At 70.2% G+C, this 23,358-nt stretch carries 16 protein-coding genes and 1 rRNA gene; 11 read left to right on the top strand and 6 right to left on the bottom strand.

The genetic code is table 11. The annotated features are described in order from the left end of the window. The first annotated feature begins 131 nt into the window (after positions 1 to 131). From AC0VYM_RS25185 to AC0VYM_RS25165, 5 genes are all read left to right on the top strand, one after another. On the top strand, positions 132 to 1,070 hold the full coding sequence (locus tag AC0VYM_RS25185; protein ID WP_475456190.1) for a lysostaphin resistance A-like protein: 939 nt from the start codon (positions 132 to 134) through the stop codon (positions 1,068 to 1,070). Between the two features lie 206 nt (positions 1,071 to 1,276). After that, positions 1,277 to 3,379, top strand: a complete 2,103-nt coding sequence (locus AC0VYM_RS25180) for an RNA degradosome polyphosphate kinase (protein WP_475456188.1) — start codon at positions 1,277 to 1,279, stop codon at positions 3,377 to 3,379. 74 nt (positions 3,380 to 3,453) lie between these two features. Continuing rightward, positions 3,454 to 4,398, top strand: a complete 945-nt coding sequence (locus AC0VYM_RS25175; RefSeq protein ID WP_475463229.1) for an NUDIX hydrolase — start codon at positions 3,454 to 3,456, stop codon at positions 4,396 to 4,398. Between the two features lie 56 nt (positions 4,399 to 4,454). Further along, positions 4,455 to 4,898: an SRPBCC family protein gene (locus AC0VYM_RS25170; RefSeq protein ID WP_475456186.1), complete on the top strand. Its 444-nt coding sequence runs from the start codon at positions 4,455 to 4,457 to the stop codon at positions 4,896 to 4,898. 341 nt (positions 4,899 to 5,239) lie between these two features. Then, positions 5,240 to 5,971 (top strand): M50 family metallopeptidase, encoded by a 732-nt coding sequence (locus tag AC0VYM_RS25165; RefSeq protein WP_475463227.1) that lies wholly within the window; start codon positions 5,240 to 5,242, stop codon positions 5,969 to 5,971. Positions 5,972 to 6,052: 81 nt separating this feature from the next. Here the strand turns inward: AC0VYM_RS25165 and AC0VYM_RS25160 are convergent, their stop codons facing one another. The 3 genes from AC0VYM_RS25160 to AC0VYM_RS25150 form a co-directional block, all read right to left on the bottom strand. Then, a complete protein-coding gene (locus AC0VYM_RS25160) occupies positions 6,053 to 6,409 on the bottom strand; it encodes an STAS domain-containing protein (protein ID WP_475456184.1) in 357 nt (118 codons plus the stop codon). A 591-nt stretch (positions 6,410 to 7,000) separates the two neighbouring features. Next, on the bottom strand, positions 7,001 to 9,325 hold the full coding sequence (locus AC0VYM_RS25155) for a hypothetical protein (protein ID WP_475456182.1): 2,325 nt from the start codon (positions 9,323 to 9,325) through the stop codon (positions 7,001 to 7,003). Between the two features lie 160 nt (positions 9,326 to 9,485). Then, entirely contained in the window at positions 9,486 to 10,580 is a 1,095-nt protein-coding gene (locus tag AC0VYM_RS25150; protein ID WP_475456180.1) for a CaiB/BaiF CoA transferase family protein, read from the bottom strand. Between the two features lie 309 nt (positions 10,581 to 10,889). Between AC0VYM_RS25150 and AC0VYM_RS25145 the strand changes: the two genes are divergently transcribed. Both AC0VYM_RS25145 and rsmA read left to right on the top strand, forming a co-directional pair. Next, a complete protein-coding gene (locus tag AC0VYM_RS25145; RefSeq protein ID WP_475456178.1) occupies positions 10,890 to 12,065 on the top strand; it encodes a ubiquitin-like domain-containing protein in 1,176 nt (391 codons plus the stop codon). 86 nt (positions 12,066 to 12,151) lie between these two features. Continuing rightward, positions 12,152 to 13,036 (top strand): 16S rRNA (adenine(1518)-N(6)/adenine(1519)-N(6))-dimethyltransferase RsmA, encoded by an 885-nt coding sequence (gene rsmA, locus AC0VYM_RS25140; RefSeq protein ID WP_475463226.1) that lies wholly within the window; start codon positions 12,152 to 12,154, stop codon positions 13,034 to 13,036. A gap of 208 nt (positions 13,037 to 13,244) precedes the next feature. Here rsmA and AC0VYM_RS25135 read toward each other — a convergent pair whose 3' ends face one another. Then, positions 13,245 to 13,478, bottom strand: a complete 234-nt coding sequence (locus tag AC0VYM_RS25135; RefSeq protein ID WP_475456176.1) for a hypothetical protein — start codon at positions 13,476 to 13,478, stop codon at positions 13,245 to 13,247. Beyond that, complete coding sequence (locus AC0VYM_RS25130) at positions 13,459 to 15,009, bottom strand: PspC domain-containing protein (protein WP_475456174.1); 1,551 nt, start codon at positions 15,007 to 15,009, stop codon at positions 13,459 to 13,461. The genes AC0VYM_RS25135 and AC0VYM_RS25130 overlap by 20 nt, the downstream gene beginning before the upstream one ends. 238 nt (positions 15,010 to 15,247) lie before the next feature. Here AC0VYM_RS25130 and AC0VYM_RS25125 point away from each other — a divergent pair, with 238 nt between their 5' ends. Together AC0VYM_RS25125 and AC0VYM_RS25120 are read left to right on the top strand one after the other, a co-directional pair. Further along, complete coding sequence (locus tag AC0VYM_RS25125) at positions 15,248 to 16,438, top strand: ATP-binding protein (RefSeq protein WP_475463224.1); 1,191 nt, start codon at positions 15,248 to 15,250, stop codon at positions 16,436 to 16,438. Positions 16,439 to 16,614: 176 nt separating this feature from the next. After that, positions 16,615 to 17,286: a response regulator gene (locus AC0VYM_RS25120; RefSeq protein WP_378738339.1), complete on the top strand. Its 672-nt coding sequence runs from the start codon at positions 16,615 to 16,617 to the stop codon at positions 17,284 to 17,286. Between the two features lie 115 nt (positions 17,287 to 17,401). Here AC0VYM_RS25120 and AC0VYM_RS25115 read toward each other — a convergent pair whose 3' ends face one another. Next, positions 17,402 to 18,331, bottom strand: coding sequence for a nucleoside hydrolase (locus AC0VYM_RS25115; RefSeq protein WP_475463222.1), 930 nt, complete (start codon positions 18,329 to 18,331; stop codon positions 17,402 to 17,404). A 341-nt stretch (positions 18,332 to 18,672) separates the two neighbouring features. Here AC0VYM_RS25115 and pcrA point away from each other — a divergent pair, with 341 nt between their 5' ends. Beyond that, positions 18,673 to 21,003, top strand: coding sequence for a DNA helicase PcrA (gene pcrA, locus AC0VYM_RS25110; RefSeq protein WP_475456172.1), 2,331 nt, complete (start codon positions 18,673 to 18,675; stop codon positions 21,001 to 21,003). Positions 21,004 to 21,686: 683 nt separating this feature from the next. Then, positions 21,687 to 23,219 (top strand): 16S ribosomal RNA (locus AC0VYM_RS25105). Positions 23,220 to 23,358: the final 139 nt, after the last annotated feature.

Genomic DNA, 23,358 nt, shown 5'->3' with positions numbered 1-23,358 from the left:
CTCTTCCTGGTTCACCGCGCGTGTCGGGACGCCGGTGACAACGGGGTAACGACATACCGTAGTCATTAAGTCGCTTTTAGTTTTCCCTGGTGCAGAATGTGTGTTCTGAGACAGGGGGGACACTTGTGACCATGGTGCGAAGATGGGGGCTCGCCTGGGCCGTCGCCCTCGCCGCCGTCCTGATCATCGGGCCGGCGCTCATCCGCCCGGCGATGCGGGACGACGTCGGTGGGTCGTCCGTGCTGTTCCTGATCTCCTGGATGCCGATGGTGATCGGCATGGTCATCGCCTGGGGGCTCGTCCGGGCGTTCGGGCGGCGGGAGGAGCTCGACCGGCGGATCGCCGCCGCCATGGACGGGCACCCCGTCTACCGTGAACTCGGCTGGATGGTGCTCCTGCTCGCGGGGCTGGTCCTCTCGATGGTCGTGCTGTCGTGGATCTTCACCGTCTACGGGGAGCAGACCGGCGTCTCCCCGGACCTCGCGATGTCCGTCGCACTGGTCTCGCGTCTGCTGTTCCTCTTCGCCGTTCCGCTGCTGATCCTGGACCGCTCGGGCCTGACCGTCGACGGCAAGGGTACGGCCATGCCCTCGATCGCGCTGAAGGTGAGCGAACCCTGGCGCTGGCTCGGGGTGGTGCCCGTGGTCGTCTCGGTGCTGCTGATCGGCCTCCTGATCACGCCGCACATCGGACTGCCCCCGCCCTCGCTCACCCTGTACGCCATGCTGGTCGCCTTCACCGTCATCGCCCTCTGCGAGGAGATCTTCTTCCGGGGCATGATGCAGAGCCGACTCGAACTGCTCCTGGGGCGCTGGGGCGGCATCGTGCTGACCTCGGTGGTGTTCGCGATGACCTACGCGTTCATCCAGCCCTACGACGCCGTCTCCCAATTGCCCGGCATCGACTTCGTACACGACACCGGCATGGCGATGCTCACCTACGGCGCCGCCGGTCTGCTCTACGGCTACCTGTGGGCGTGCTTCCGCAACACGTGGATCAACATCCTCATGCGCGTGTCGATGTTCCTGCTCATCCTCCCGCCCGACCTCCAGATCGGTATCGGCCAGTAGCCCCGACGCCCGACAACGCCCGCCAACACGCGCGTCCCGCCAGGTCAGGTGGGGCGCGTGGTCGCGTCATGAGGGAAAACTTGCCCGTCGTCCAGGGACACGGGCAGCGATATGGGTACAGATGCTCCATAGCAGTCGCGTTGCGGTCATTTTCCCCTCACGGGGTTGTCACCGTGTGGTCATGAAAAAGGGGGAGTCTGCCCACTGTGAGCACGGAATCAGCGCCAACGCCAGCGGGACCCGCCACCGCCGACCTTCCCGCCGACAGGTTCATGGACCGAGAGGAGGGATGGCTCCGCTTCAACCAGCGGGTGCTCGAACTCGCGGAGGACGAGGACATCCCGCTGCTCGAACGGACGCGGTTCCTCGCGATCTTCTCCAGCAACCTGGACGAGTTCTTCATGGTGCGGGTGGCCGGCCTCAAACGCCGCCTGGCCACGGGGCTGTCCGTCGCCTCGCCCAGCGGACACCACCCCAGGGACCTGCTGGAGCGCATCTCCCTGTTCACCCACGACCAGATCCTGCGCCTGACCGCCTGCTTCGAGGACAGCGTCGCCCCCGCCCTGGCCAGGGAGGGCATCAGCATCGTCCGGTGGAACGAACTGGACGACCGCGAACGCGAGTACCTGCACGGCTACTTCCGCCGTTCCATCTACCCGCTGGTGACGCCCTTCGCCGTCGACTCCGCGCACCCCTTCCCCTACATCTCGGGCCGCTCGCTCAACCTCGCCGTCACGGTGCGCGACTCCAGCGACGACCGGCACATGTTCGCCCGCGTCAAGGTGCCCAGCGCCCTGCCCCGGTTCATCGAGCTCACCACCCACGGCGGCGGCCGCTTCGTCCCGGTCGAGGACATCATCGCCGCGCACCTGCCCCAGCTCTTCGAGGGCATGCGGGTGGTCGAGCACCACGCCTTCCGGGTCACCCGCAACGCCGACCTGGAGGTCGACGAGGACGAGACCGACGACCTCGTCCAGTCCCTGGAGAACGAGCTGCTGCGCCGCCGCTTCGGGCCCCTCGTGCGCCTGGAGGTCGAACAGTCCATCAGCGACGAGGTGCTGTCGATCCTCAGCCAGCAGCTCGGCGCCGAGGACGAGGAGGTCTACCGCGTCCCCGGCCCGCTCAACCTGGCCGGGCTGGCCCAGATCGCGGACACCGACCGCCCCGACCTGCGCTACCCGCCCATGGTCCCGGTCGAACCGCGCGCCCTCACCTCCGGCGACCTGTTCGCGACCATCCGCGAACGCGAGGTCCTGGTTCACCACCCCTACGAGTCCTTCGCCACCACCACCGAGCGGTTCCTCGCCCTGGCCTCCACCGACCCCAAGGTCGTGGCGATCAAACAGACCCTCTACCGCACCAGCGGCGACTCACCGATCGTCGAGTCGCTGATCGAGGCGGCGCGGGAGGGCAAGGAGGTCGTGGTCCTGGTCGAGGTCAAGGCCCGCTTCGACGAACAGAACAACATCCAGTGGGCCCGCAAGCTGGAGGAGGCGGGCTGCCACGTCGTCTACGGGGTCGTGGGGCTCAAGACCCACTGCAAGCTGTCCATGGTCATCCGCCAGGACGACGACGGCCTGCTCCGCCGCTACTGCCACGTGGGCACCGGCAACTACAACCCGAGCACCGCGCGGATCTACGAGGACTTCGGCCTGTTCAGCGCCGCCTCGGAGGTGGGTGAGGACGTCAGCGACCTCTTCAACAGCCTCACCGGGTTCTCCCGCAAGAAGCACTACCGCAGGCTCCTGGTGGCCCCCGCCGCCCTGCGCCAGGGACTGCTCAGGCAGATCGAGACCGAGGTGGAGAACCGCCTCAAGGGCGAGCCCGCCCACATCAGGATCAAGGTGAACTCCCTCGTCGACGAGGAGATCATCGACGCCCTGTACCGCGCCTCCCAGGCCGGGGTGGACGTCGACCTGTGGGTGCGCGGCAGCTGCGTCCTGCGCGCCGGGGTACCGGGCCTGTCCGAGAACATCCGGGTGCGCAGCATCCTGGGCCGCTTCCTCGAACACTCACGGGTGTTCGTCTTCGCCAACGGGTGGCGCCCCAAGGTCTGGATCGGCAGCGCCGACCTCATGCCCCGCAACCTCGACCGGCGCGTCGAGGCCCTCGTCCGGATCGCGGACCCCGAGCAGTGCCGCCGACTGGTGGGCATCATGGACCTGGCGATGTCCGACAGCACCTCCTCGTGGCGGCTCGAACCCGACGGCTCATGGAACCGGGTCACCCGTGACGAGGAGGGCCAACCGCTGGTCGACCTCCAGGACACCCTGCGAGGCGACCGGCACCTGAGAGTGGTGGACGGGTGAACACCCACGAGTACGGGGCCGGTCACGGGGGCCCCGACGCGGGACCCCCGGAGACGAACGTCCCCGAGATCTGTATGACCAGCGCGTTCCCGCCGCGCGACACGGCGGTCGGCGGGTATCTGGAACCCATCCGGGCGGGTGGGGCCGTGCTCTGGCGCGACGGCCCCTCCGGCCGGGAGGTCGTCCTCATCCGGCGGCCGGACCGGGGCGACTGGACCCTGCCCAAGGGAAAGCTCAAGAACGGCGAGCACCCCATCATCGGCGCCGTCCGCGAGGTCGTGGAGGAGACCGGCCTGACCCCCGTCATGGGGCGCCGCCTCCCTCCGCAGCGCTACCTCAAGGACGGCTGGCCCAAGCAGGTGGAGTGGTGGGCGGCCACCCCCGCCCAGCCGGGAGGGCGGATCGACTACGAACCCAACGAGGAGGTGGAGACGGTCGAGTGGGTCCCCGTCGCGGAGGCCCGGACCCGTCTCACCTACGACCACGACGTCCAGGTCCTCGACAACTTCCGGGTCGGCCCCGCCCGGACCTTCCCGATCATCCTGCTGCGCCACCTGTCAGCGGGGGAGAAGCGCTCCTGGACCGACAGCGACCTGCTGCGGCCCCTCGACGCGACCGGCCGCGCCGACGCCCTGGCCCTGCCCCGGGTGCTGGGCGCCTACGGGAGCCTGCGGGCGGTGTCCTCGGCGGCGGCCCGCTGCACGGAGTCCCTGCTCCCGCTGACGGTCGAGTGCGACGTCCCCATGAGCACCGAACGCGCCCTCACGGTGGGGGCCGAGGGCGGGGGCCACGACGTCGAGGACGCCCGGGAGGTCATCGCGCGGGTCCTGGACGAGCGGCGGCCGACGGTCGTCTGCACCCACGGTGAGCTGGTCCCGCACCTGCTCACCGAGGCGCTCACCCGGCTCGGCGCACCGCTGTCGCAGCAGCGCGGCCTGCGCAAGGGGTCGTTCTGGGTCCTGCACATCTCCTCGGAGGGCGAGCTGGCCGGGGTGGAGCGGCACGAGGTTCGCGAGTGAACCCCGCCCGACAACCCCGGTGGGGGAGCGGTCCGCGACGGTGACATGATTCCGTCATGCCCAAACACATGGTGGCCCGGAGCGTCGTGGTCGACGCACCGGCCAAGCGGATCTTCGACCTCGTCGCCACACCGTCCCAGCACGCCGTGCTCGACGGTTCCGGCACCGTCCAGGGCGCGCAGCACGGCCCGGAGCGGCTGGAACTCGGTTCCGAGTTCGGCATGGACATGAAGATGCTCGGCCTCCCCTACCGGATGACCAACCGCGTGGTGGAGTTCGAGGAGGGGCGGCTCATCGCCTGGAAGCACGTGGGCTCGCACCGCTGGCGCTACGAGCTCCGGGAGCTGCCCGAGGGCGGGACCCTGGTCACCGAGACCTTCGACTACTCACGGGGCCAGACCGCCTTCTACGTGCTGAGCGGAGCCCCCGCGCGCAACGTGCGGGGGATCGTCCGGACGCTGGAGCGGCTCAAGGCGGCCGCCGAGGCCGAGGAGGTCTGACCCGCGCTCCGGCCGACGCAGCCCCCACCCCCCGACCCCCCACGCGCACTCCGGGCCCCGGTCACACGGCCGGGGCCCGCCGCGTGCGCGGACCGGTCCCGAGCGGTCGGACACCGAGACGGCGGCGGCCCCCGGGCCGGTCCGGGGGCGTTCGACCAGTTCACCGAGGCCCGGAGCGGCGCCCGTTTCGGTCCGGTCCGCGGCAGCCCGACACACACGGCACTCTCCGAAATGCCCTAAAGTTCGGCAAGGGCCGCGTTCCCCCGCGCCTCCCAGCCGCCGCGGCGCCGGGTGAGCGGGCCCGCTGACAGGGAGTTCCGGTGGCGGGCGCGCACCGGTCGATGCGGGAAGTCGGGAGACCAGTGGTGGGAACGAGCTTGGGCGACGTGTGGCAGGACGTGGTGACCGGCCAGCCCGATCCTGAACAGTGGATCATCGTCACGACCGCCGTGGTGGCCCTGGCGGCGGTGCTGCTGGGTCCGCCCTGGCGGGTGGCCCGCAACGTCGTCACCATCGCCCACGAGGGCGGGCACGCACTCGTGGCCCTGCTCAGCGGACGTCAGCTGACCGGGATCCGACTGCACTCGGACACCTCCGGGGTGACGGTCTCCCGGGGCAGGCCCACCGGCATCGGCATGATCCTCACGGTCTTCGCGGGCTACGTCGCCCCGAGCGTGATCGGCCTCCTCGGCATCATGATGCTGAAGGCGGGCTACATCACCGCGCTGCTGTGGCTGAGCATCGTCGTGCTGGCCGCCATGCTGCTCATGATCCGCAACTTCTACGGCGTGCTGTCGATCGTGGTCACCGGAGCGCTGGTCTTCGGCGTCAGCTGGTTCACCCCGGACGAGGTCCAGGGGGCCTTCGCCTACCTGTTCATCTGGTTCCTGCTGTTCGCCGGCGTGCGTCCGGTCATCGAGCTCCAGTCGCAGCGCGTGCGCAACCCCTCCCCGCACTCCGACGCGGACCAGCTGGCCCGCCTCACCGGCCTGCCGGGCACCCTCTGGGTCGGGGTGTTCCTGCTGGTGAACGCCGCCGTCACCCTACTGGGCGTGTGGCTGCTGTTCTTCTGACCGGCGGACGCCGCCCCCACACACGAAGACAGGCCCCGCGTCCTGACGCGGGGCCTTCGTGGTGCCCGGAGGCGGGCGGGGCTACTGGGCGGTCTGCGGGGCGCTGAGCGCCAGGGCGACCGAGGAGAACACCGGGATGCGGGTGTCCAGCGAGGTGACGCGCAGGATCTGCGTGACGCGCGGCACCGGAGCGGCGATCACCAGGAGGGCCTGCTGCTCCTTGGCGGCCTTGTGGGCTCGGATGAGCACGCGCAGCCCACTGGAGTCGATGAACCGCAGATCGGCGCAGTCCAGCACGACGCGACCGAAGGGCTGCGTGGTCAGCGCCTCCGTGACCGCCTCCTGGAAGCGGTTCTCGGTGGCCATGTCGATCTCCCCGTCCAGGGCCAGGACTCTTCCGGCCTCATGGAGGGTGGAGGAAATGGTCAGGTCGGGCATGGCGACTCCGGCGTACTCGGGCCGTGCCCGACGGGTCGACGAGGCAGGCCGAACGTCTCCCCACCGGGGACGTGCGGTGACCGGTGCGATGGTTGCGTTACCGCGTGAGCCAAGCTGATGGTTCATCAAGTTCCTTGCGTGGTGCCCCGGGCTGGGAACCGGGGAGGAAACGCCTTTCTCGCCTGGTTTGCTCGGAAAAGCACGGCACCCCTACAACGCCTGGCCTGGGCCAGGCGTTCCTGGTGCCGTGTGTCATCGGTGTGACTTGCGTCGTGCGACGAGGGCGCGGTTCATGGTGTCCCCGTGCTCGGCCGTCCTGCCGGAGCCGGCGGCCGGGCCGGGCCCTCCGCCAGTGAGAACCCGCCCGCGGCGGCGGGCATTCCCCGGTGGGCCGCGGCGGGGACCGTGACTGGGCCGGTGGTCCCCGGTGGACCCGACTCCTCCCGGCGCGCCGTCAGGGCGCTGGGACGCGTTGGTGTCGGGGCCGTCCAGCCTCGGACTTTACCACAGGGCCGTGGCCGTTTCGTGACGGGAGCGACGCAAGGTCGTGCCCCCGCCGATTGACCGTTTCCTGGATTACTGGTGTATGGATCACGCCTTGGGGACGTATGCGGTCTCCACCGGGTCCTCTTCGGGCTCCCGCTCGCGCTGCTGGAGCGCCCACACACACGCGGACAGGGTGAGCGGGACCGCCACGGTCAGCGCCAGCGCGGGGATGGCCACGCCGGAGTCGTTGGCCGCGAACCCCACCAGTGCCGTCACCAGGGAACCGGTCAGACCGGCCCGGAGCGTCGGCGCGTACTCGTAGGCACGCTGGAGCGCGCCGATCCGCCATCTGCCCGGCCGGTTGAGGACGGCGAACAGGAAGACCAGGGCCCCGGCCGCCAACAGGGTCAGGTGCCAGTTGCCCAGGGTGCCCAGCATGGCGCCCAGCTTGCGGGCGAGCACCGTCCCGGCGTCCCCGCTCACCACCTGCTCCGCGAACGCGCCGAAGTGGCTGCGGTCCTCCACCGGCCGCATGTAGTCCATCCAGGCCAGCAGGGAGATCGCGGTGACCGAGACGACGCCCACCGCGGCCAGGCGCAGGGCGGTGATCCGCACCCCCGCGATCATCATCGTGGTCACCGCGAGGCCCGGGATCAGGGCGATCACGCCGCCGAAGTCCGTGCCCAGCCCCGGCCAGCCGATGATCAGCACCGAGGCGGTCCCCACCAGCAGGGTCGTGATCACCGCCGCGCGACGCCTGCCCCGCGAGATCAGCGAGTGGGAGATGCCCGCGACCGCCATCAGCATGCCGGTGGCGAAGGTCGCGAAGGCGATGTTCCCTATCCCGTAGAAGCGCCCGGCCACGATCGGTGAGTACCCCGTGGGCGAGTTCATCTGGAGGTGGGCGCCGAAGCAGAGGTCGAGGAAGAGCACGAGGGTGGTCGCGCCCGCCACCACCGTCATCGGGCCGAGGATGGTCCGGCGCCACGGTCCGGCCACCGCCAGCGCCACCACCAGGGCGTCCACGGCCAGGACCGACGCCAGCAGGGCCAGCGGCGGGACCTGCGTCGCCCACCACGGGATGAGGTTGGCCAGGTAGCTCGCCACGGGGAAGGCCGCGCCCGCCAGCGCCACGACCCGGGTCACCGACAGCACCACGGCCCGCTTGCCGCGCTCACCCCAGGAGTACCGGTGCATGGCGTAGGCCGCCGCCGCGTAGATGAGCAGCTGGATGGCGACCAGCCCGCTGAAGAACCCGGGGATGGCCGCGCCCACCACCACCGCCGCGGTGTTGAAGTCCACCAGGCGGACCACCGCCTCCTCCACCGGCTGGGGGCGGTCGGTGGTCTGCCACACCCGTCCGCCGGTGGGGCCGCCCGCGTCCAGCCCCAGCTCGGCCAGCACCGTCACGGTGGTGTCGGTCAGGGCCACCAGCCCGGGGCGGCGGGTCGACTCCGAGGCCAGGTAGGAGGCGGGACCGGCCAGCCCCTGCTCGGTCACCTCGCCGGTGAGGGCGACGGTCAGCTGTGAGGGGCCGGTGTCCATGGAGACCCCGACCACCATCAGGGTGGATCCGGCGGGCAGGTTCCCGACCAGCGCGGACAGCCGGGAGTCGAGGGTCTCCAGGGTGTCCTCGCGGACCTGTTCCGGAACGTCCTCGGGTTTGGCCTCCTCGGGCTCGTCCCCGTCCTCGGTTTCGGCCGGGTAGAGGCTGGTGAGCTCGGGCAGCTCCACCGCCGCGAGGGAGACGCCGCGCAGGCGCTCCTGGGAGAGGTCCCGCGCCGAGTCGACGTAGTGGTCGACCCGGCCGGACTCGTCGGCGGCTCCCAGTGCGGCGCCCGGCCCGGCGGCCAGGGTCAGTCCGCCCTGGTCGCGGACGGTCTGCCCGAGCAGGCCCACCGGCGCGGCGAAGACCGACCGCGCGTTCTGCTCGACGAAGTCCCGGAACCCCGGGACGGTCGCGCCCGACCCGTCCACGACCGGCTCCGGAGCGGGCTCGCACACGGTGAAGCGCTCCCGGTCGGAGAGAGAGCGCTGCCCCGCCGAGACCGAGAGCCAGCCGTCCGTGGGGCAGGTCCGGGAGGTCACGGTGCGGATGGAGACGTTGCCGATCGCCCCGGCCTCGGCCAGCTCCCACAGCGCGGGCGTGTGCTCGGGGGTGACGTCCTCCCAGAGCAGCCCCGGCACGCCCACGAGCACGACCGGGCCGTCGGACGGTCCGGCGCGGCCCGGGTCGAGCCCGGGCGGGCTCCCCGAGCCCGCGGCGGCGGGGGCCGTGCAGAGCAGGACCGCCACCACCAGCAGGAGGGCGTACAGGCGCCTGGGCGGGCGCCTTCCCGGCTGCCCTCCCGGGCGCCCGGCCCGTTGTCGGGCACGGCCTCCGGCCGCACACCGTTCCGAGCGCACGCCGAGCCGTCGACTCGGTGACATGGCGGTCCCCCCGATCGCGATCACCTCACTGGTCGCCCACCCTAGTGATCACACGGCTCTGAGCGGGGAAAACGGCGATTCCGGACAGGGGAATCGCGGGGTGCGCCGGGGAGGGGAACGGCCGGGCCGGGGGAGCGGTCCGGGCCGGGGGAGGTGAGGGTCAGGGGGTGAGGCCCCACTCCTTCAGGGTCGCGTCGGTGTCGGGCAGCGGGCGCCCCCGGGTGACCTCGCCGGGGGTACGGCCGAACCTCGGCGCCGGTCCGGCCACGACCCGGTCGCCCTCGCGCACGAGCGCGCCCCGCGCCCGCACGTGCGGGTGGTCGGGAGCCTCCGCCAGGGACAGGACCGGCATCACGCAGGCGTCGGTCCCCTCGAAGACCGCCCCCCACTCGTCGCGGTCGCGCGTGCGCAGCACCTCCGCGAAGCGCGCGCGGAGCCGGGGCCACCCCTCGGTGTCCCACTGGTCGGGCAGCTCCTCGGCGTCCAGCCCCGCCCCCGCGAGGAACGCCGCGTAGAACTGCGGCTCGATGCAGGCCACGGACAGGTGGCGGCCGTCGGCACACTCGTAGACGTCGTACCAGGGGGCCCCGGTGTCGAGGTAGTTGGTGCCGCGCTCGTCGGTCCACGAACCCCGCGCGCGGTCCTCGTGCACCATCGACATCAGCAGGGCGCTGCCGTCCACCATCGCGGCGTCCACGACCTGGCCGAGCCCGGAGCCCCGCCGTTCCAGGAGGGCGGCCAGGATTCCGGTGACCGTGAACATGGTGCCCCCCGCGAAGTCACCGAGCAGGTTGATCGGCGGGACCGGAGGGCCGTCCGCGCGTCCGATGGAGTGCAGGGCGCCGTTCACGGACACGTAGTTCATGTCGTGTCCGGCGGTGCGGGCCAGCGGCCCCTCCTGGCCCCAACCGGTGACGCGCGCGTACACCAGGCGCGGGTTGAGCTCCAGACAGTCGTCGGGGCCCAGGCCCAGGCGTTCCATCACCCCCGGGCGGAAGCCCTCCAGGAGGACGTCGGCGCGGGAGACGAGTTCGCGGGCGCGGGCGATCCCCTCGTCGGACTTGAGGTCGGCGCCGAGCACGGCGCGGCCCTCGCTCATGTGCGGTCCCGTGGAGCCGGAGGCCATGGCCTCGGCGGCCCCGGGGCGGTCGATCCGGATGACGCTGGCACCCATGTCGGCCAGGAGCATTCCGGCCATCGGCGCCGGGCCGATCCCGGTGAACTCGACGACGCGGATTCCGTTGAGGGGTCCCATGGTGCCTCCGGGGCGTTGGTCGGGAGAGGTGACTGGAAGGGCGGTGACTCGATCGGGGTGACGATCCGCAGGTGACTAGAACGGCGTTCGGTTCATTGTGCAGGCTACGCCGCCCCGAGACCAGGCCGTCGCGTGGGGGCGGGGCGGAAAAAGAATAGGGGGAAATGCACGATTTGCAGCGTAATGGTTTTCGGGCCATGTAAAAAACCCACGCTCACCTGGTGTTAATGTGACCCTGTTCGGCCCTCGGAAGCCCCTCCACCACCGAGGACTCCCACGGACCACCCCTTGAAGAAGGGCTCGGAAGTCATGCCCACAGAATCCGGGAAGAACGGCTCCCGGCGCCGTTCCCGAAGGCGCCGACGCCCCAGGGCGTCCCTCCTCCTCCCCCTGCCGGTCATGGCGGGCGCCGTCGCCTTCGTCCTGGTCCTCGCGGGCGGAGGCACCGCCCTGGCCATGGAGAAGACCGTCCTGCTCGACGCCAACGGCCAGGAGAGCGAGGTCAGCACCTTCGGGGACAGCGTCCAGGACGTCCTCGACTCCGCCGGGATCGAACTCGGTGAACACGACGTGGTCGCCCCCTCCCCGGACACCGAGGTCACCGCCGGCGACCACGTGGTCCTCCGCTCACCCCGCGAGATCACCGTCGACCTCGACGGCCACGAACTCAACCACCGGGTGCACGCCGCGACCCTCGACGAGGCACTCCGGCAGATCGGCCTCGACCCCGAGGGCGTCGAACTCTCCGAGGAGCACGACACCCCGATCCCCGAGGACGGCCTCACGGTGACCGCCGAGCGCGCGCCCCGCATGGTCGTCATGTACGACACCGTCCGCTCCGAGACCCGCACCACGGGCGCGACCGTCGCGGACGTCCTCAGCGCCGCCGGGGTCGAGACCGGTGAGCACGACATCGTCTCCCCGAAGCCGGACGAGCCCGCCGAACCCGACATGGTGGTGCGCGTCCTGCCCGCCCTCGGTCAACCCGAGACCGAGGAGGTGGTGATCGAGGCGGAGACCGTCGAACGCGAGAACCCCGACCTCCCCGAGGGCGAACGCGAGGTCGTGACCGAGCCCGAGGACGGGCTCAAGGAGGTCACCACCCTCCGGGTCCTGCGCCACGGCGAGGAGGTCGACCACGAACTCTCCGAGGAGGTCGTCACCGAACCCGTCGAGGGGTTGGTGGAGATCGGTACCAAGCCCGAGGAGGACGACCCCCAGGCCAGCGGTGAGGCGGGCGGCCTCAACTGGGCCGGGTTGGCCCGGTGCGAGTCCGGGGGCGACGCCTCCGCGGTGAACGCGGCGGGCGGCTACTACGGGCTCTACCAGTTCAGTCCGAGCACCTGGGCTTCGGTCGGCGGCAGCGGACTGCCCTCCGACGCCAGCGCCGCCGAACAGACCCAGCGCGCCCAGCAGCTCTACGACAGCGTCGGCGGGAACTGGCAGAGCCAGTGGCCGCACTGCGGGGTCCACCTCTTCGAGTGATCGGGGTCCACCGGTCGATCAGCCCGCCCCGACCGGTGGCCGCCCCCCGCGGCGTGGATGAGCGGGTGGGCGGCGGCTGGCAAGATGTGTGGGTGACACAGACACCCGAACCCGACCCCGCCGACCGTTCCCGCCTGCTCACCCCCGCCGACGTGCGGGCCCTCGCCGAGCGGTTCGGTATCCGGCCCACCAAGACCCTGGGCCAGAACTTCGTCATCGACCACGGCACCGTCCGCCGCATCGTCCGCGTCGCGGGCGTCGGCGCCGACGACGTGGTCGTCGAGGTGGGGCCCGGGCTCGGATCGCTCACCCTCGCGCTGCTCCCGCACGTACGGCACGTCACCGCGATCGAGATCGACCCGGCACTGGCCGAGGCGCTGCCCGGCACCGTCACGGACCACGCGCCCGACCTCGTCGACCGGCTCACGGTGGTCCCCGGTGACGCCATGCGCATCACCGAACTGCCCGGCCCCGCGCCCACCGCGCTCGTGGCCAACCTGCCCTACAACGTCTCCGTGCCGGTCCTGCTGCACCTGCTCGAACTCCTGCCGAGCCTGGAGCGGGTGCTGGTCATGGTGCAGGCGGAGGTCGCGGACCGGATCACCGCCACCCCGGGCGGGCGCATCTACGGGGTGCCCTCCGCGAAGGTCGCCTGGTACGCCAGCGCGCGCCGGGCCGGAGCGGTCGGCCGGAACGTCTTCTGGCCCGCGCCCAACGTCGACTCCGGGCTGGTGGAACTGGTCCGCCGCCCCGAGCCCAGCACGAAGGCCCCGCGCAAGGAGGTCTTCAAGGTCATCGACGCGGCCTTCGCCCAGCGCCGCAAGACCCTGCGCGCCGCGCTGTCCGGCTGGGCGGGGTCGGCCCCCGCGGCCGAGGCCGCGCTCCGGGCCGCCGGGGTCCAGCCGAGCGCGCGCGGGGAGTCCCTCGGCATCGAGGAGTTCGCCGCGATCGCGGAGCACCGCCCGGAGTAGCACCCCGAGCTCCGCCCCGGGGGACGCGCACCGGACACCCACGGGACACCGGACACCGGACCCCGGACACCGCACTCCGGCACCGGGGGTTTCGGTCAGGACATCGGAAGCGGGACACCGGTCGCCAACGGTCGCCGGGCACGGGAAAGGGGCGCCCTCCGAGGAGGACGCCCCTTTCCCGTGTTCACCGATCCCCTCTCGGGGGCGATCAGCCCTGGTCCGTCGGGGGAGGCGGGGGAGGCAGCTCCTCGGCCTCCCGGGGGCGCGACCGGAACAGCGCCCGCGCCATCGCCGCCACGCCCAGGCCCACCGCCAGCACCGGCAGCAGCCACATCACGTTCGGTTCCCAGTCACCGCTGCCCCGGACGGCGATCGCCACAGCCAGCCCCAGGAACAGCACTCCCGCGACGAGCGATCCCCAGTCAGTTCCCCGCTTGGCCATACCGCACCTCCACTGTCCCGGCCACGCTGCTGGTGTGCACGTTGATCACCGGCACCCCCTCCGGCCCGTTCCTCGTCTCCCCGGTCCGTTCCGAGCCCCGTGGGGGCTCCGTCGGCTCGAAGGTCTCCTCGTGGTTCACGCCCAGCCCGGCCACGAAGTCGCCGTCGGGTTCCATGCCGCCGATCCCGACCGCACCCGCCGTGACGTCCGACACCAGGTTCACCCGGGCGTCCTCGGGAATCACCAGCAGCAGGCTCCCCACGTCCACCCGGGCCACCACGTCCACGGACCCCTCGGGGCCGAGTTCTGCGGGCAGGGACGTCAGGTCCAGCGTCCCCGAGCCCACGTTCAGCCACTGGTCGTCCGACCGCGCCTCCGCGACCGTGGTCGGCCGCCACAGCTCGTCACCGATCCGCGTCCGGGTGACGTCGACCGAGGACACCAGGACCGCGCCCAGCACGGCGAGCGCACCGAGGACCATCAGGCCCCGGGGGTTGCCCACCCAGGTCCCGACCAGCGCGTACAGGCCGACCACCGCCACCACGGCGGCCATGAAGAAGACGCCGAGCTCCGGTCCCACCAGCAGCTGAGCGGCGCTCGCCTCCGACACCGGCGGACCGAGGTGCGGAGCGGTCAGTGCCCACGCGACCGCCATGATGACGACGGTCCACACCGCGTGTGAGGCCAGTGGTGAGGAGCGCGGCTTCGTCCCGCGCCCGGAACCGTCCCCACGACAGCCCCCGCCGTGGCGGTCCGCGTCCCTCGGCTCCTCCTCCTGCCCCGCTTCCTCGTCGTCCTCGTCCTCCTCGTCGTCGTCCGCGCCCAACGACGTGCGCTCGGAGACCACCGCCAGGTCCACCGGGCCCTGCGGGGCCGAGGCCCACGGCTGGGCCGGGTTGTAGTAGGCGGGCACCGGCTGCGGCAGCGGCCCCGTGGGCGGCGGTTCCCGCGTGGCCAGGTCCGCGCGCAGGCCGAGCAGCGAGGTCCGCAGGTCCACACCCCGGTTCCTCGCGGTCAGCAACCCCAGCACCAGCGGGATCGCCAACACCAGCGTCCCCCAACCGAACCCGCCCACCAGGCTGAGCGCCGTGGCCCCGGCCAGGCCGAGGGTCAGCAGCTTCAGCACCGCGTGCGGCGGAAAGCTCCGGTTCAGCATCTGCTCGAAGGTCGCCGGACCGCCCTGCGGGTCCCGCATGAGCATCCACGCCGCGATGTACAGCAGCAGCCCCGCGCCGCCGGCGAACGCGGTGAGCACGAACGCGGCGCGCCACACCACGGGATCCACCCGCGTGTACGCGCCCAACCCGGCGCACACCCCGGCCAGGGCCTGCCGCTGGTCGTCGCGGCGCAGCTCGGGGCCGGTCACCGGGCCCGGTGAATCGCTCCCGGGGCCGTTCTCCGTGGCGACACCCTCGGAGGACCCGGCCCCGGCCCGGGCGGAGCCGTCCTCCGGGGAACCGTGCCCGAAGGCCCCGCCCCCGAGGGGATCGCTCCCCGCCGACGCCCCGGTCGGCGTCTCTCCGTCAGACATGGACGCTCACCACACTTTCCTCATGGAACCATCGTGACCTCTGATGCGTCGCGAAGGGAATCCGGGACGACCCTGAACCCACCCTGACCGGAACACCAGGGCCGGACCAGGGCCGCGCCCCCGATGTCCCACGAGGGTCACACAGGGCATGCTGGAACCGTCCACAACCACGCGCGCGCCAGGCCACGGGCGTCGCGCCACACACGAAAGCGGTGATCCGGCGGTGCCAACGACGGCCGTGGAGACCCCGCGGCTCACCCGCGCGGTCGACGGCAGACTCCTCGGCGGCGTCGCCTCAGGGCTGGCCCGGCACCTGGGGCTGGACCCGGTCGTGGTCCGCCTCGCGTTCATGGCGCTCGCCGTCGGCGGGATCGGCGTGGCCGTCTACGCGGCCCTGTACTTCCTCGTCCCCAAGGAGGAGGTCGGCGCCGACGGGTCCGCACCGGGCGAGGACGCCCGGCGCAAGGGCCGCGACATCTCACAGCTCATCGCCTACGTCGGCCTCGCCGCCGGGCTGGGGCTCCTGTTCCTGGTGTTCGGCGGGGTCTTCGACCCGCTTCTGTGGTTCGTCATCTTCGGTGCGCTCGGGGCCACCATCCTGTGGCAGCAGGCCAACCCCGCCGAACGCAACGAGTGGATGAACAGCACCGTCAGCCGTACACGGCCCAAGAGCATCATGCGCACCACCGCCGGTGTCCTGCTGGTCGTGGTCGGCGTCATCGGCTTCCTGGTCTTCCAACAGCAGCTCCAGGAGGCCCGCGCCGGGCTGACCTTCGCGTTCACGCTCATCGCGGGCATCGCGCTCATCGTCGCCCCCTGGATCATCGGTCTCATCCGCGAACGCGACTCCGAGCGCCGCGAGCGCATCCGCAACGCCGAACGCGCCGAACTCGCCGCGCACATCCACGACTCCGTCCTGCACACGCTCACGCTCATCCAGCGCCGCGCCGACGACCCCCGCGAGGTGCAGCGGCTGGCCCGCGTCCAGGAGCGCGCCCTGCGCAGCTGGCTCTACCAACGCCCCGCCGACGCCGAGACCACCGTCACGCCGGGCCTGGAACGGGTGGCCGCCGAGGTGGAGGAGGAGCACGGCGTGCCGATCGAGGTGGTGTGCGTCGGAGACGCGCCCATCGACGACGGCATCAGCGCGATGCTCCGCGCCGCACGCGAGGCCATGGTCAACGCCTCCAAGTACGCCGGAACGGACACCATTTCGGTGTTCGGGGAGGTGGACGAGGCGGAGGTCCTGGTGTTCGTGCGCGACCGGGGGGCCGGGTTCGACCTCGACGACATCCCCGAGGACCGCATGGGCGTGCGCGGCTCCATCGTCGGACGCATGGAGCGCCACGGCGGGAGCGCGCGCATCCGCACCGAACCCGGAGAGGGCACCGAGGTGCAGCTCCGTATGCCCCGCATCCCCGACATGTGAGCCCGGGGGGACACGGGGACGGAGCGGAGGGGCCGAGGAACGGGCAAACCGTGGGCGCCGGGGCCGGGGCGGTGGGCCTTCCGGACGCCGGGCGCGGTGGCCGCTTCGGGCCAGAGGGCGGGCCGGGCGACGCGGGCCACTACCTACCGGGTGACTTCCCTGGATAGGGTCCAGGTGTGGGAGAAGAGAGCACGAACTTCAGTGACGGAGACGCGGTTCCCCGCGTCGTGATCGTGGACGACCACCGGCTGTTCCGCAGCGGAGTGCGCGGGGAGCTCGGGGACGCCGTCAACGTCATCGGTGAGGCCGGTGACGTCGACAGCGCGGTGCACGTCATCGGGGAGACCCTGCCCGACCTCGTGCTCCTCGACGTCCACCTGCCGGGTGGCGGGGGAGTCGAGGTGCTCCGGCGGGTCCTGGCCAAGCACCCCCAGATCCGCTTCCTGGCCCTGTCGGTCTCCGACGCCGCCGAGGACGTCATCGGCGTGGTGCGCGGGGGCGCGCGCGGCTACGTCACCAAGACCATCTCCGGCAAGGACCTGGCCAACGCCATCGTGCGGGTCGCGGACGGCGACGCGGTGTTCTCTCCGCGGCTGGCCGGGTTCGTGCTGGACGCCTTCTCCGCGACGGACGCGCCCCCGGCCGACCCCGAGCTGGACCGCCTCACCCAGCGCGAACGCGAGGTCCTGCGGCACATCGCTCGCGGCTACGCGTACAAGGAGGTCGCCAAGGAGCTGTTCATCTCGGTCAAGACGGTCGAGACGCACGTCTCCTCGGTGCTGCGCAAACTCCAGCTGTCCAACCGGCACGAGCTCAGCCGCTGGGCCACCGCCCGACGACTCGTCTGACCCGGCGCGGACCGGGACGCGGGCCCCTGTCTCCAGGGGACCCCGAATCCCTCCACGCCGCCAGCCCGCATCCCCAGCCTGTGGACAACCGGTCCGCCGGACGACCGGTGACCGGTCAGCGCAGCGAGTCGAGCATGCGGTCGAGGAACTCGTCATCCCGCACCTCGGTGACCACCCGCGCGGCCCGGCGCTCGTCGTCGCTCGGACGCAGGCGACGGTCGGCCACGGTCATCCCACGGGTCAGCCCGCCGGTGAGCTCCACCCGGACCGGAGCCTCGAAGGCCCCGGTCACCAGGTGCGGGTCCACCAGCACGGCCGCGGCCAGCGGGTCGTGCATCGCGCACTGGCGCACCCCGAAGATGCCCCGGTAGAACTCGGCGTAGAAGTCCAGGAACGCGGACGTGTTCTGGGCGCGCGCCCCGGGGACCTCCTGGAGCCGGTCCAGCCACGCCCCGGTGGCCACCGTCCTCATGGTGATGTCGAGCGCGATCAGGTCCAGGTCGAACCCGGCCGCGAACACCGCCTCGGCCGCCTCGGGGTCGTTGGCGATGTTGGCCTCGGCGTGCGAGGACACGTTCCCGGGCACCTCCACGGCACCGCCCATCACGACCAGGCGCCGCACCAGCTGCGGGAGACGCGGCTCCAGGCCGAGCGCCAGGGCCAGGTTGGTCAGCGGTCCCACGGCCAGAACGTCGACCTGCCCCGGGTTCTCACGGACCAGACGCACGAGGAGTTCGGCGGCGGACTCGGCCACCGGTGCACGCACGGGCTCCGGAAGCTTCACGTCGCCCAGGCCGTTCTCACCGTGCACGTGCCCGGCCAGCCGCGGCTCCTGCACCAGCGGCCGGGCGGCGCCCACGGCCACCGGCACGTCCGGGCAGCCGTACAGGTCGAGCAGGCGCAGCGCGTTCAGCGCCGTCACCTCGACCGTGTTGTTGCCGAACACCGCGCCGACACCGACGATCTCCACCTCAGGCCGCGCGGCCAGGTAGGCGAGCGCGACGGCGTCGTCGATCCCCGGGTCGCAGTCGACGAACACACGCATGGACTCCTGGTCAGCCAAGACCAATCTCCCCCCGAACAGGACATGGACCAGCCAGGCGGATGACCTGGTTGGTGTGTGGGGCGTGACCGGAGAGGTTCCGTGGTCGGTCGTGCGTCACAGGAGGCACGCGCACGACCGGAGACATCCGCCGAAAACGCCCCCAACAGGGTAAGCCGCCGGCCGCACCGCACGTCGACGGCGGCCCCGCCCCCACGGGGCGGGAGTGAGGGGAACGACGGAAGGGGCGGGAGGGAGCGGGCACGGGGAGAGCGGGGCGGCCCCTCGGGGGCGCCGCCCCCGGGTGGACGGTCACGTCACCGGTCGGCCGTAACCTGGTAGGCGTGTCCTCCCAAGAGCAGCTTCTCGAAGGTCTGAACGGTCCCCAGCGCGACGCCGTCACCCACGCCGGGGCGCCGCTCCTGATCGTGGCGGGCGCGGGATCGGGCAAGACCCGTGTCCTCACCCACCGCATCGCGCACCTCATGGCCGAGCGCGGGGTGCGCCCGGGGGAGATCCTCGCGATCACCTTCACCAACAAGGCCGCGGCCGAGATGAAGCAGCGCATCGAGGCCCTCCTCGGCACCCGCGCCGCCAACACCATGTGGACGATGACCTTCCACTCGGCGTGCGTGCGCATCCTGCGCCGGGAGGCGCACCGGCTCGGCTACCCGAGCAGCTTCACCATCTACGACGCCGCGGACTCCCAGCGCCTCATGCAGCTGGTCTGCAAGGAGATGGACCTGGACCCCAAGCGGTTCCCGCCCAAGTCCTTCAGCTTCCAGGTGTCCAACCTCAAGAACGAGCTCGTCGACTACGACACGTACGCGGAGCAGGCCCAGACCGAGCAGGAGAAGAAGCTCGCGGAGGCCTACCAGCTGTACCAGCGCCGCCTGCTCGAAGCGGGCGCCATGGACTTCGACGACCTGATCATGATCACGGTCAACCTCTTCCAGATGTTCCCGGACGTGGCCGAGTACTACCGGCGCCGTTTCCGGCACGTCATGGTCGACGAGTACCAGGACACCAACCACGCCCAGTACGCGTTCGTCCGCGAACTCGTCGGCGCGGCGGAGGGCTCCGACACCAGCGTGGTCCCGCCGGCCGAACTCTGCGTGGTGGGCGACGCCGACCAGTCGATCTACGCCTTCCGGGGCGCGACCATCCGCAACATCCTGGAGTTCGAGCGCGACTTCCCGAACGCGCGGACCATCCTGCTGGAGCAGAACTACCGCTCCACCCAGAACATCCTCTCCGCCGCCAACACGGTGATCGACCGCAACGAGGGCCGCCCGGCCAAGAACCTGTGGTCGGAGCAGGGCGAGGGCCCGATGATCACCGGGTACGTCGCGGACAACGAGCACGACGAGGCGGCCTTCGTGGTCGGTGAGATCGACCGGCTCACCGACGAGGGCGCGGTCAAGCCGAGCCAGGTCGCGGTCTTCTACCGGACCAACGCCCAGTCCCGCGTGTTCGAGGACGTCTTCATCCGGACCGGCCTGCCGTACAAGATCGTCGGCGGTGTGCGCTTCTACGAGCGCAAGGAGATCCGTGACATCCTCGCCTACCTGCGGGTGCTGGCCAACCCCGAGGACACGGTGAGCCTGCGCCGCATCCTCAACGTGCCCAAGCGCGGCATCGGCGCGCGGGCGGAGGAGTCCATCGAGCTGCTCGCCGCGCGTGAGCGCGTCTCGTTCTCGAAGGCGCTGCGCCGCGTGGACGAGGCCCCGGGCCTGGCGACCCGTTCGGCCAAGGCGATCCGCAACTTCACCGCCCTGTTGGACGAGCTCGCGGAGGTCGTCCCGGGCAGCACCCCCGCGGAGATCGTCGAGGCGGTGCTCAGCAAGACCGGCTACCTGTCGGAGCTCGCGGAGTCCAAGGACCTCCAGGACGAGAGCCGGGTGGAGAACCTGGAGGAGTTCGTCGACGTGGCCCGGGAGTTCGAGCACACCTTCGCCGCGCTCATCGAGGACGAGGCGGAGCTGGAGGGCGAGGAGAACCAGGGCATCGACCCGGGCGAACCCACCCTGGTCGACTTCCTGGAGCGCATCTCGCTGGTCGCTGACACCGACCAGATCCCCGACGAGGACGACGACGGCGGGGTGGTCACCCTGATGACCCTGCACGCGGCGAAGGGGCTGGAGTTCCCGGCGGTCTTCCTCACCGGCATGGAGGACGGGGTCTTCCCGCACACGCGGACGCTGGGGGACAAGACCGAGCTGGAGGAGGAACGGCGCCTGGCGTACGTGGGCATCACCCGCGCCGAGCAGCGGCTGTACGTGAGCCGCGCGGCGGTGCGCAGTGCCTGGGGGACGCCCTCCTACAACCCGGCGTCCCGGTTCCTGGACGAGATCCCGTCGGCGCTGATCGACTGGCGCCGCGCCGAGTCCACGCTCTCCGCCCCGCCCAGCCGCACCATCGGCGGCCGCTCCGGCGGAGGATTCGGTGGTGGCGGCGGCGGCTTCGCGAGCCCCTTCGGCAGCGGGAGGAAGAAGGCCGTCAAGGAGGCGCCCACGCTCAGTGTGGGCGACCTGGTCAACCACGACTCCTTCGGGATGGGCCGGGTGCAGCTGGTCGACGGCGCCGGGGACAAGACCAAGGCCAGAATCGACTTCGGCGCCGACATCGGTGAGAAGGACTTCCTGGTCAAGTACGCCCCGATCGAGAAGCTCTAGGCGGTCGGATCCCCTGGGGACAGGGGTCCCGCTCCTCTGAGGGGAGCGGGACCCGGAGCGGTGGACGGGTGGTTTCCGGCCCGCGACCGGGTCGCTCCGAGGCGATGTAGGCCAGGACACCGAAGAGATTTCGGAAACCTGTCACGAGCACTCCACCCCAGGGGTACAGTTGGTCAAGACCGAGCGAGACGAACGCGGATAACTCCGCGGGCGGGCCGGTCCACCTCCTCCGAAACACACTGGTTCGAGCAGTCGCTCGGAGCATGTAGGCTCGGGGAGTTGCTTCAAAAGCCCGGCGGAAACGCAGAGCGGACGAGGCACCGGGAATTCTTTCTCCGGATCAGGTTTGAAAGCGAAAACGCCGATTTGGCGGGGCGCGGAACACCTGATAAAGTAAAGACACAACACAGCGAAGAAGCCGCTAAAGCGGTGGAAACGCAGAGGCCTTCTCCGGAAGAGCAGACGGAACCTTGAGGTTCTGGCGCTTGTACGGGAAGAGCGATTGTTTCTTGAGAACTCAACAGCGCGTGTTTGATTTTCTTTAAGCCATGTTTGTTTTGGCCCCGACGCACTTCGGTGCGTAGGGTTCCTTTGATTAACCAACGCGAGTTGGTTGGTCAGGATTTCTTCTAGGTTTACTCGCCCCAGGCTGACCTCTGGTCGCCGGGACGGGTTGTTTGACCTTTATGGAGAGTTTGATCCTGGCTCAGGACGAACGCTGGCGGCGTGCTTAACACATGCAAGTCGAGCGGTAAGGCCCTTCGGGGTACACGAGCGGCGAACGGGTGAGTAACACGTGAGCAACCTGCCCCTGACTCCGGGATAAGCGGTGGAAACGCCGTCTAATACCGGATACGACCCGCCACCTCATGGTGGAGGGTGGAAAGTTTTATCGGTCAGGGATGGGCTCGCGGCCTATCAGCTTGTTGGTGGGGTAACGGCCTACCAAGGCGATTACGGGTAGCCGGCCTGAGAGGGCGACCGGCCACACTGGGACTGAGACACGGCCCAGACTCCTGCGGGAGGCAGCAGTGGGGAATATTGCACAATGGGCGAAAGCCTGATGCAGCGACGCCGCGTGGGGGATGACGGCCTTCGGGTTGTAAACCTCTTTTACCACCAACGCAGGCTCCACGTTCTCGTGGGGTTGACGGTAGGTGGGGAATAAGGACCGGCTAACTACGTGCCAGCAGCCGCGGTAATACGTAGGGTCCGAGCGTTGTCCGGAATTATTGGGCGTAAAGAGCTCGTAGGCGGCATGTCGCGTCTGCTGTGAAAGACCGGGGCTTAACTCCGGTTCTGCAGTGGATACGGGCATGCTAGAGGTAGGTAGGGGAGACTGGAATTCCTGGTGTAGCGGTGAAATGCGCAGATATCAGGAGGAACACCGGTGGCGAAGGCGGGTCTCTGGGCCTTACCTGACGCTGAGGAGCGAAAGCATGGGGAGCGAACAGGATTAGATACCCTGGTAGTCCATGCCGTAAACGTTGGGCGCTAGGTGTGGGGACTTTCCACGGTTTCCGCGCCGTAGCTAACGCATTAAGCGCCCCGCCTGGGGAGTACGGCCGCAAGGCTAAAACTCAAAGGAATTGACGGGGGCCCGCACAAGCGGCGGAGCATGTTGCTTAATTCGACGCAACGCGAAGAACCTTACCAAGGTTTGACATCACCCGTGGACCTGTAGAGATACAGGGTCATTTAGTTGGTGGGTGACAGGTGGTGCATGGCTGTCGTCAGCTCGTGTCGTGAGATGTTGGGTTAAGTCCCGCAACGAGCGCAACCCTTGTTCCATGTTGCCAGCACGTAATGGTGGGGACTCATGGGAGACTGCCGGGGTCAACTCGGAGGAAGGTGGGGACGACGTCAAGTCATCATGCCCCTTATGTCTTGGGCTGCAAACATGCTACAATGGCCGGTACAATGGGCGTGCGATACCGTAAGGTGGAGCGAATCCCTTAAAGCCGGTCTCAGTTCGGATTGGGGTCTGCAACTCGACCCCATGAAGGTGGAGTCGCTAGTAATCGCGGATCAGCAACGCCGCGGTGAATACGTTCCCGGGCCTTGTACACACCGCCCGTCACGTCATGAAAGTCGGCAACACCCGAAACTTGTGGCCTAACCCTTCGGGGAGGGAATGAGTGAAGGTGGGGCTGGCGATTGGGACGAAGTCGTAACAAGGTAGCCGTACCGGAAGGTGCGGCTGGATCACCTCCTTTCTAAGGAGTCTTTTGAAGACCAACACCTTTCTATCGTTGGTCGGACTCGAAAGTGGACCTCACACCCTTCGGGGTGATGGGGAGTGGCTCATAGAAAATTGAACTTCACCTCCGGCGACTAGAAGCGTCGGGGGGCGCG

The sequence above is a fragment of the Nocardiopsis sp. iso_237 genome, assembly GCF_056173345.1.
The sequence above is the reverse complement of the archived record's forward strand: the minus strand, read 5'-3'. Positions and strand labels throughout refer to the sequence as shown.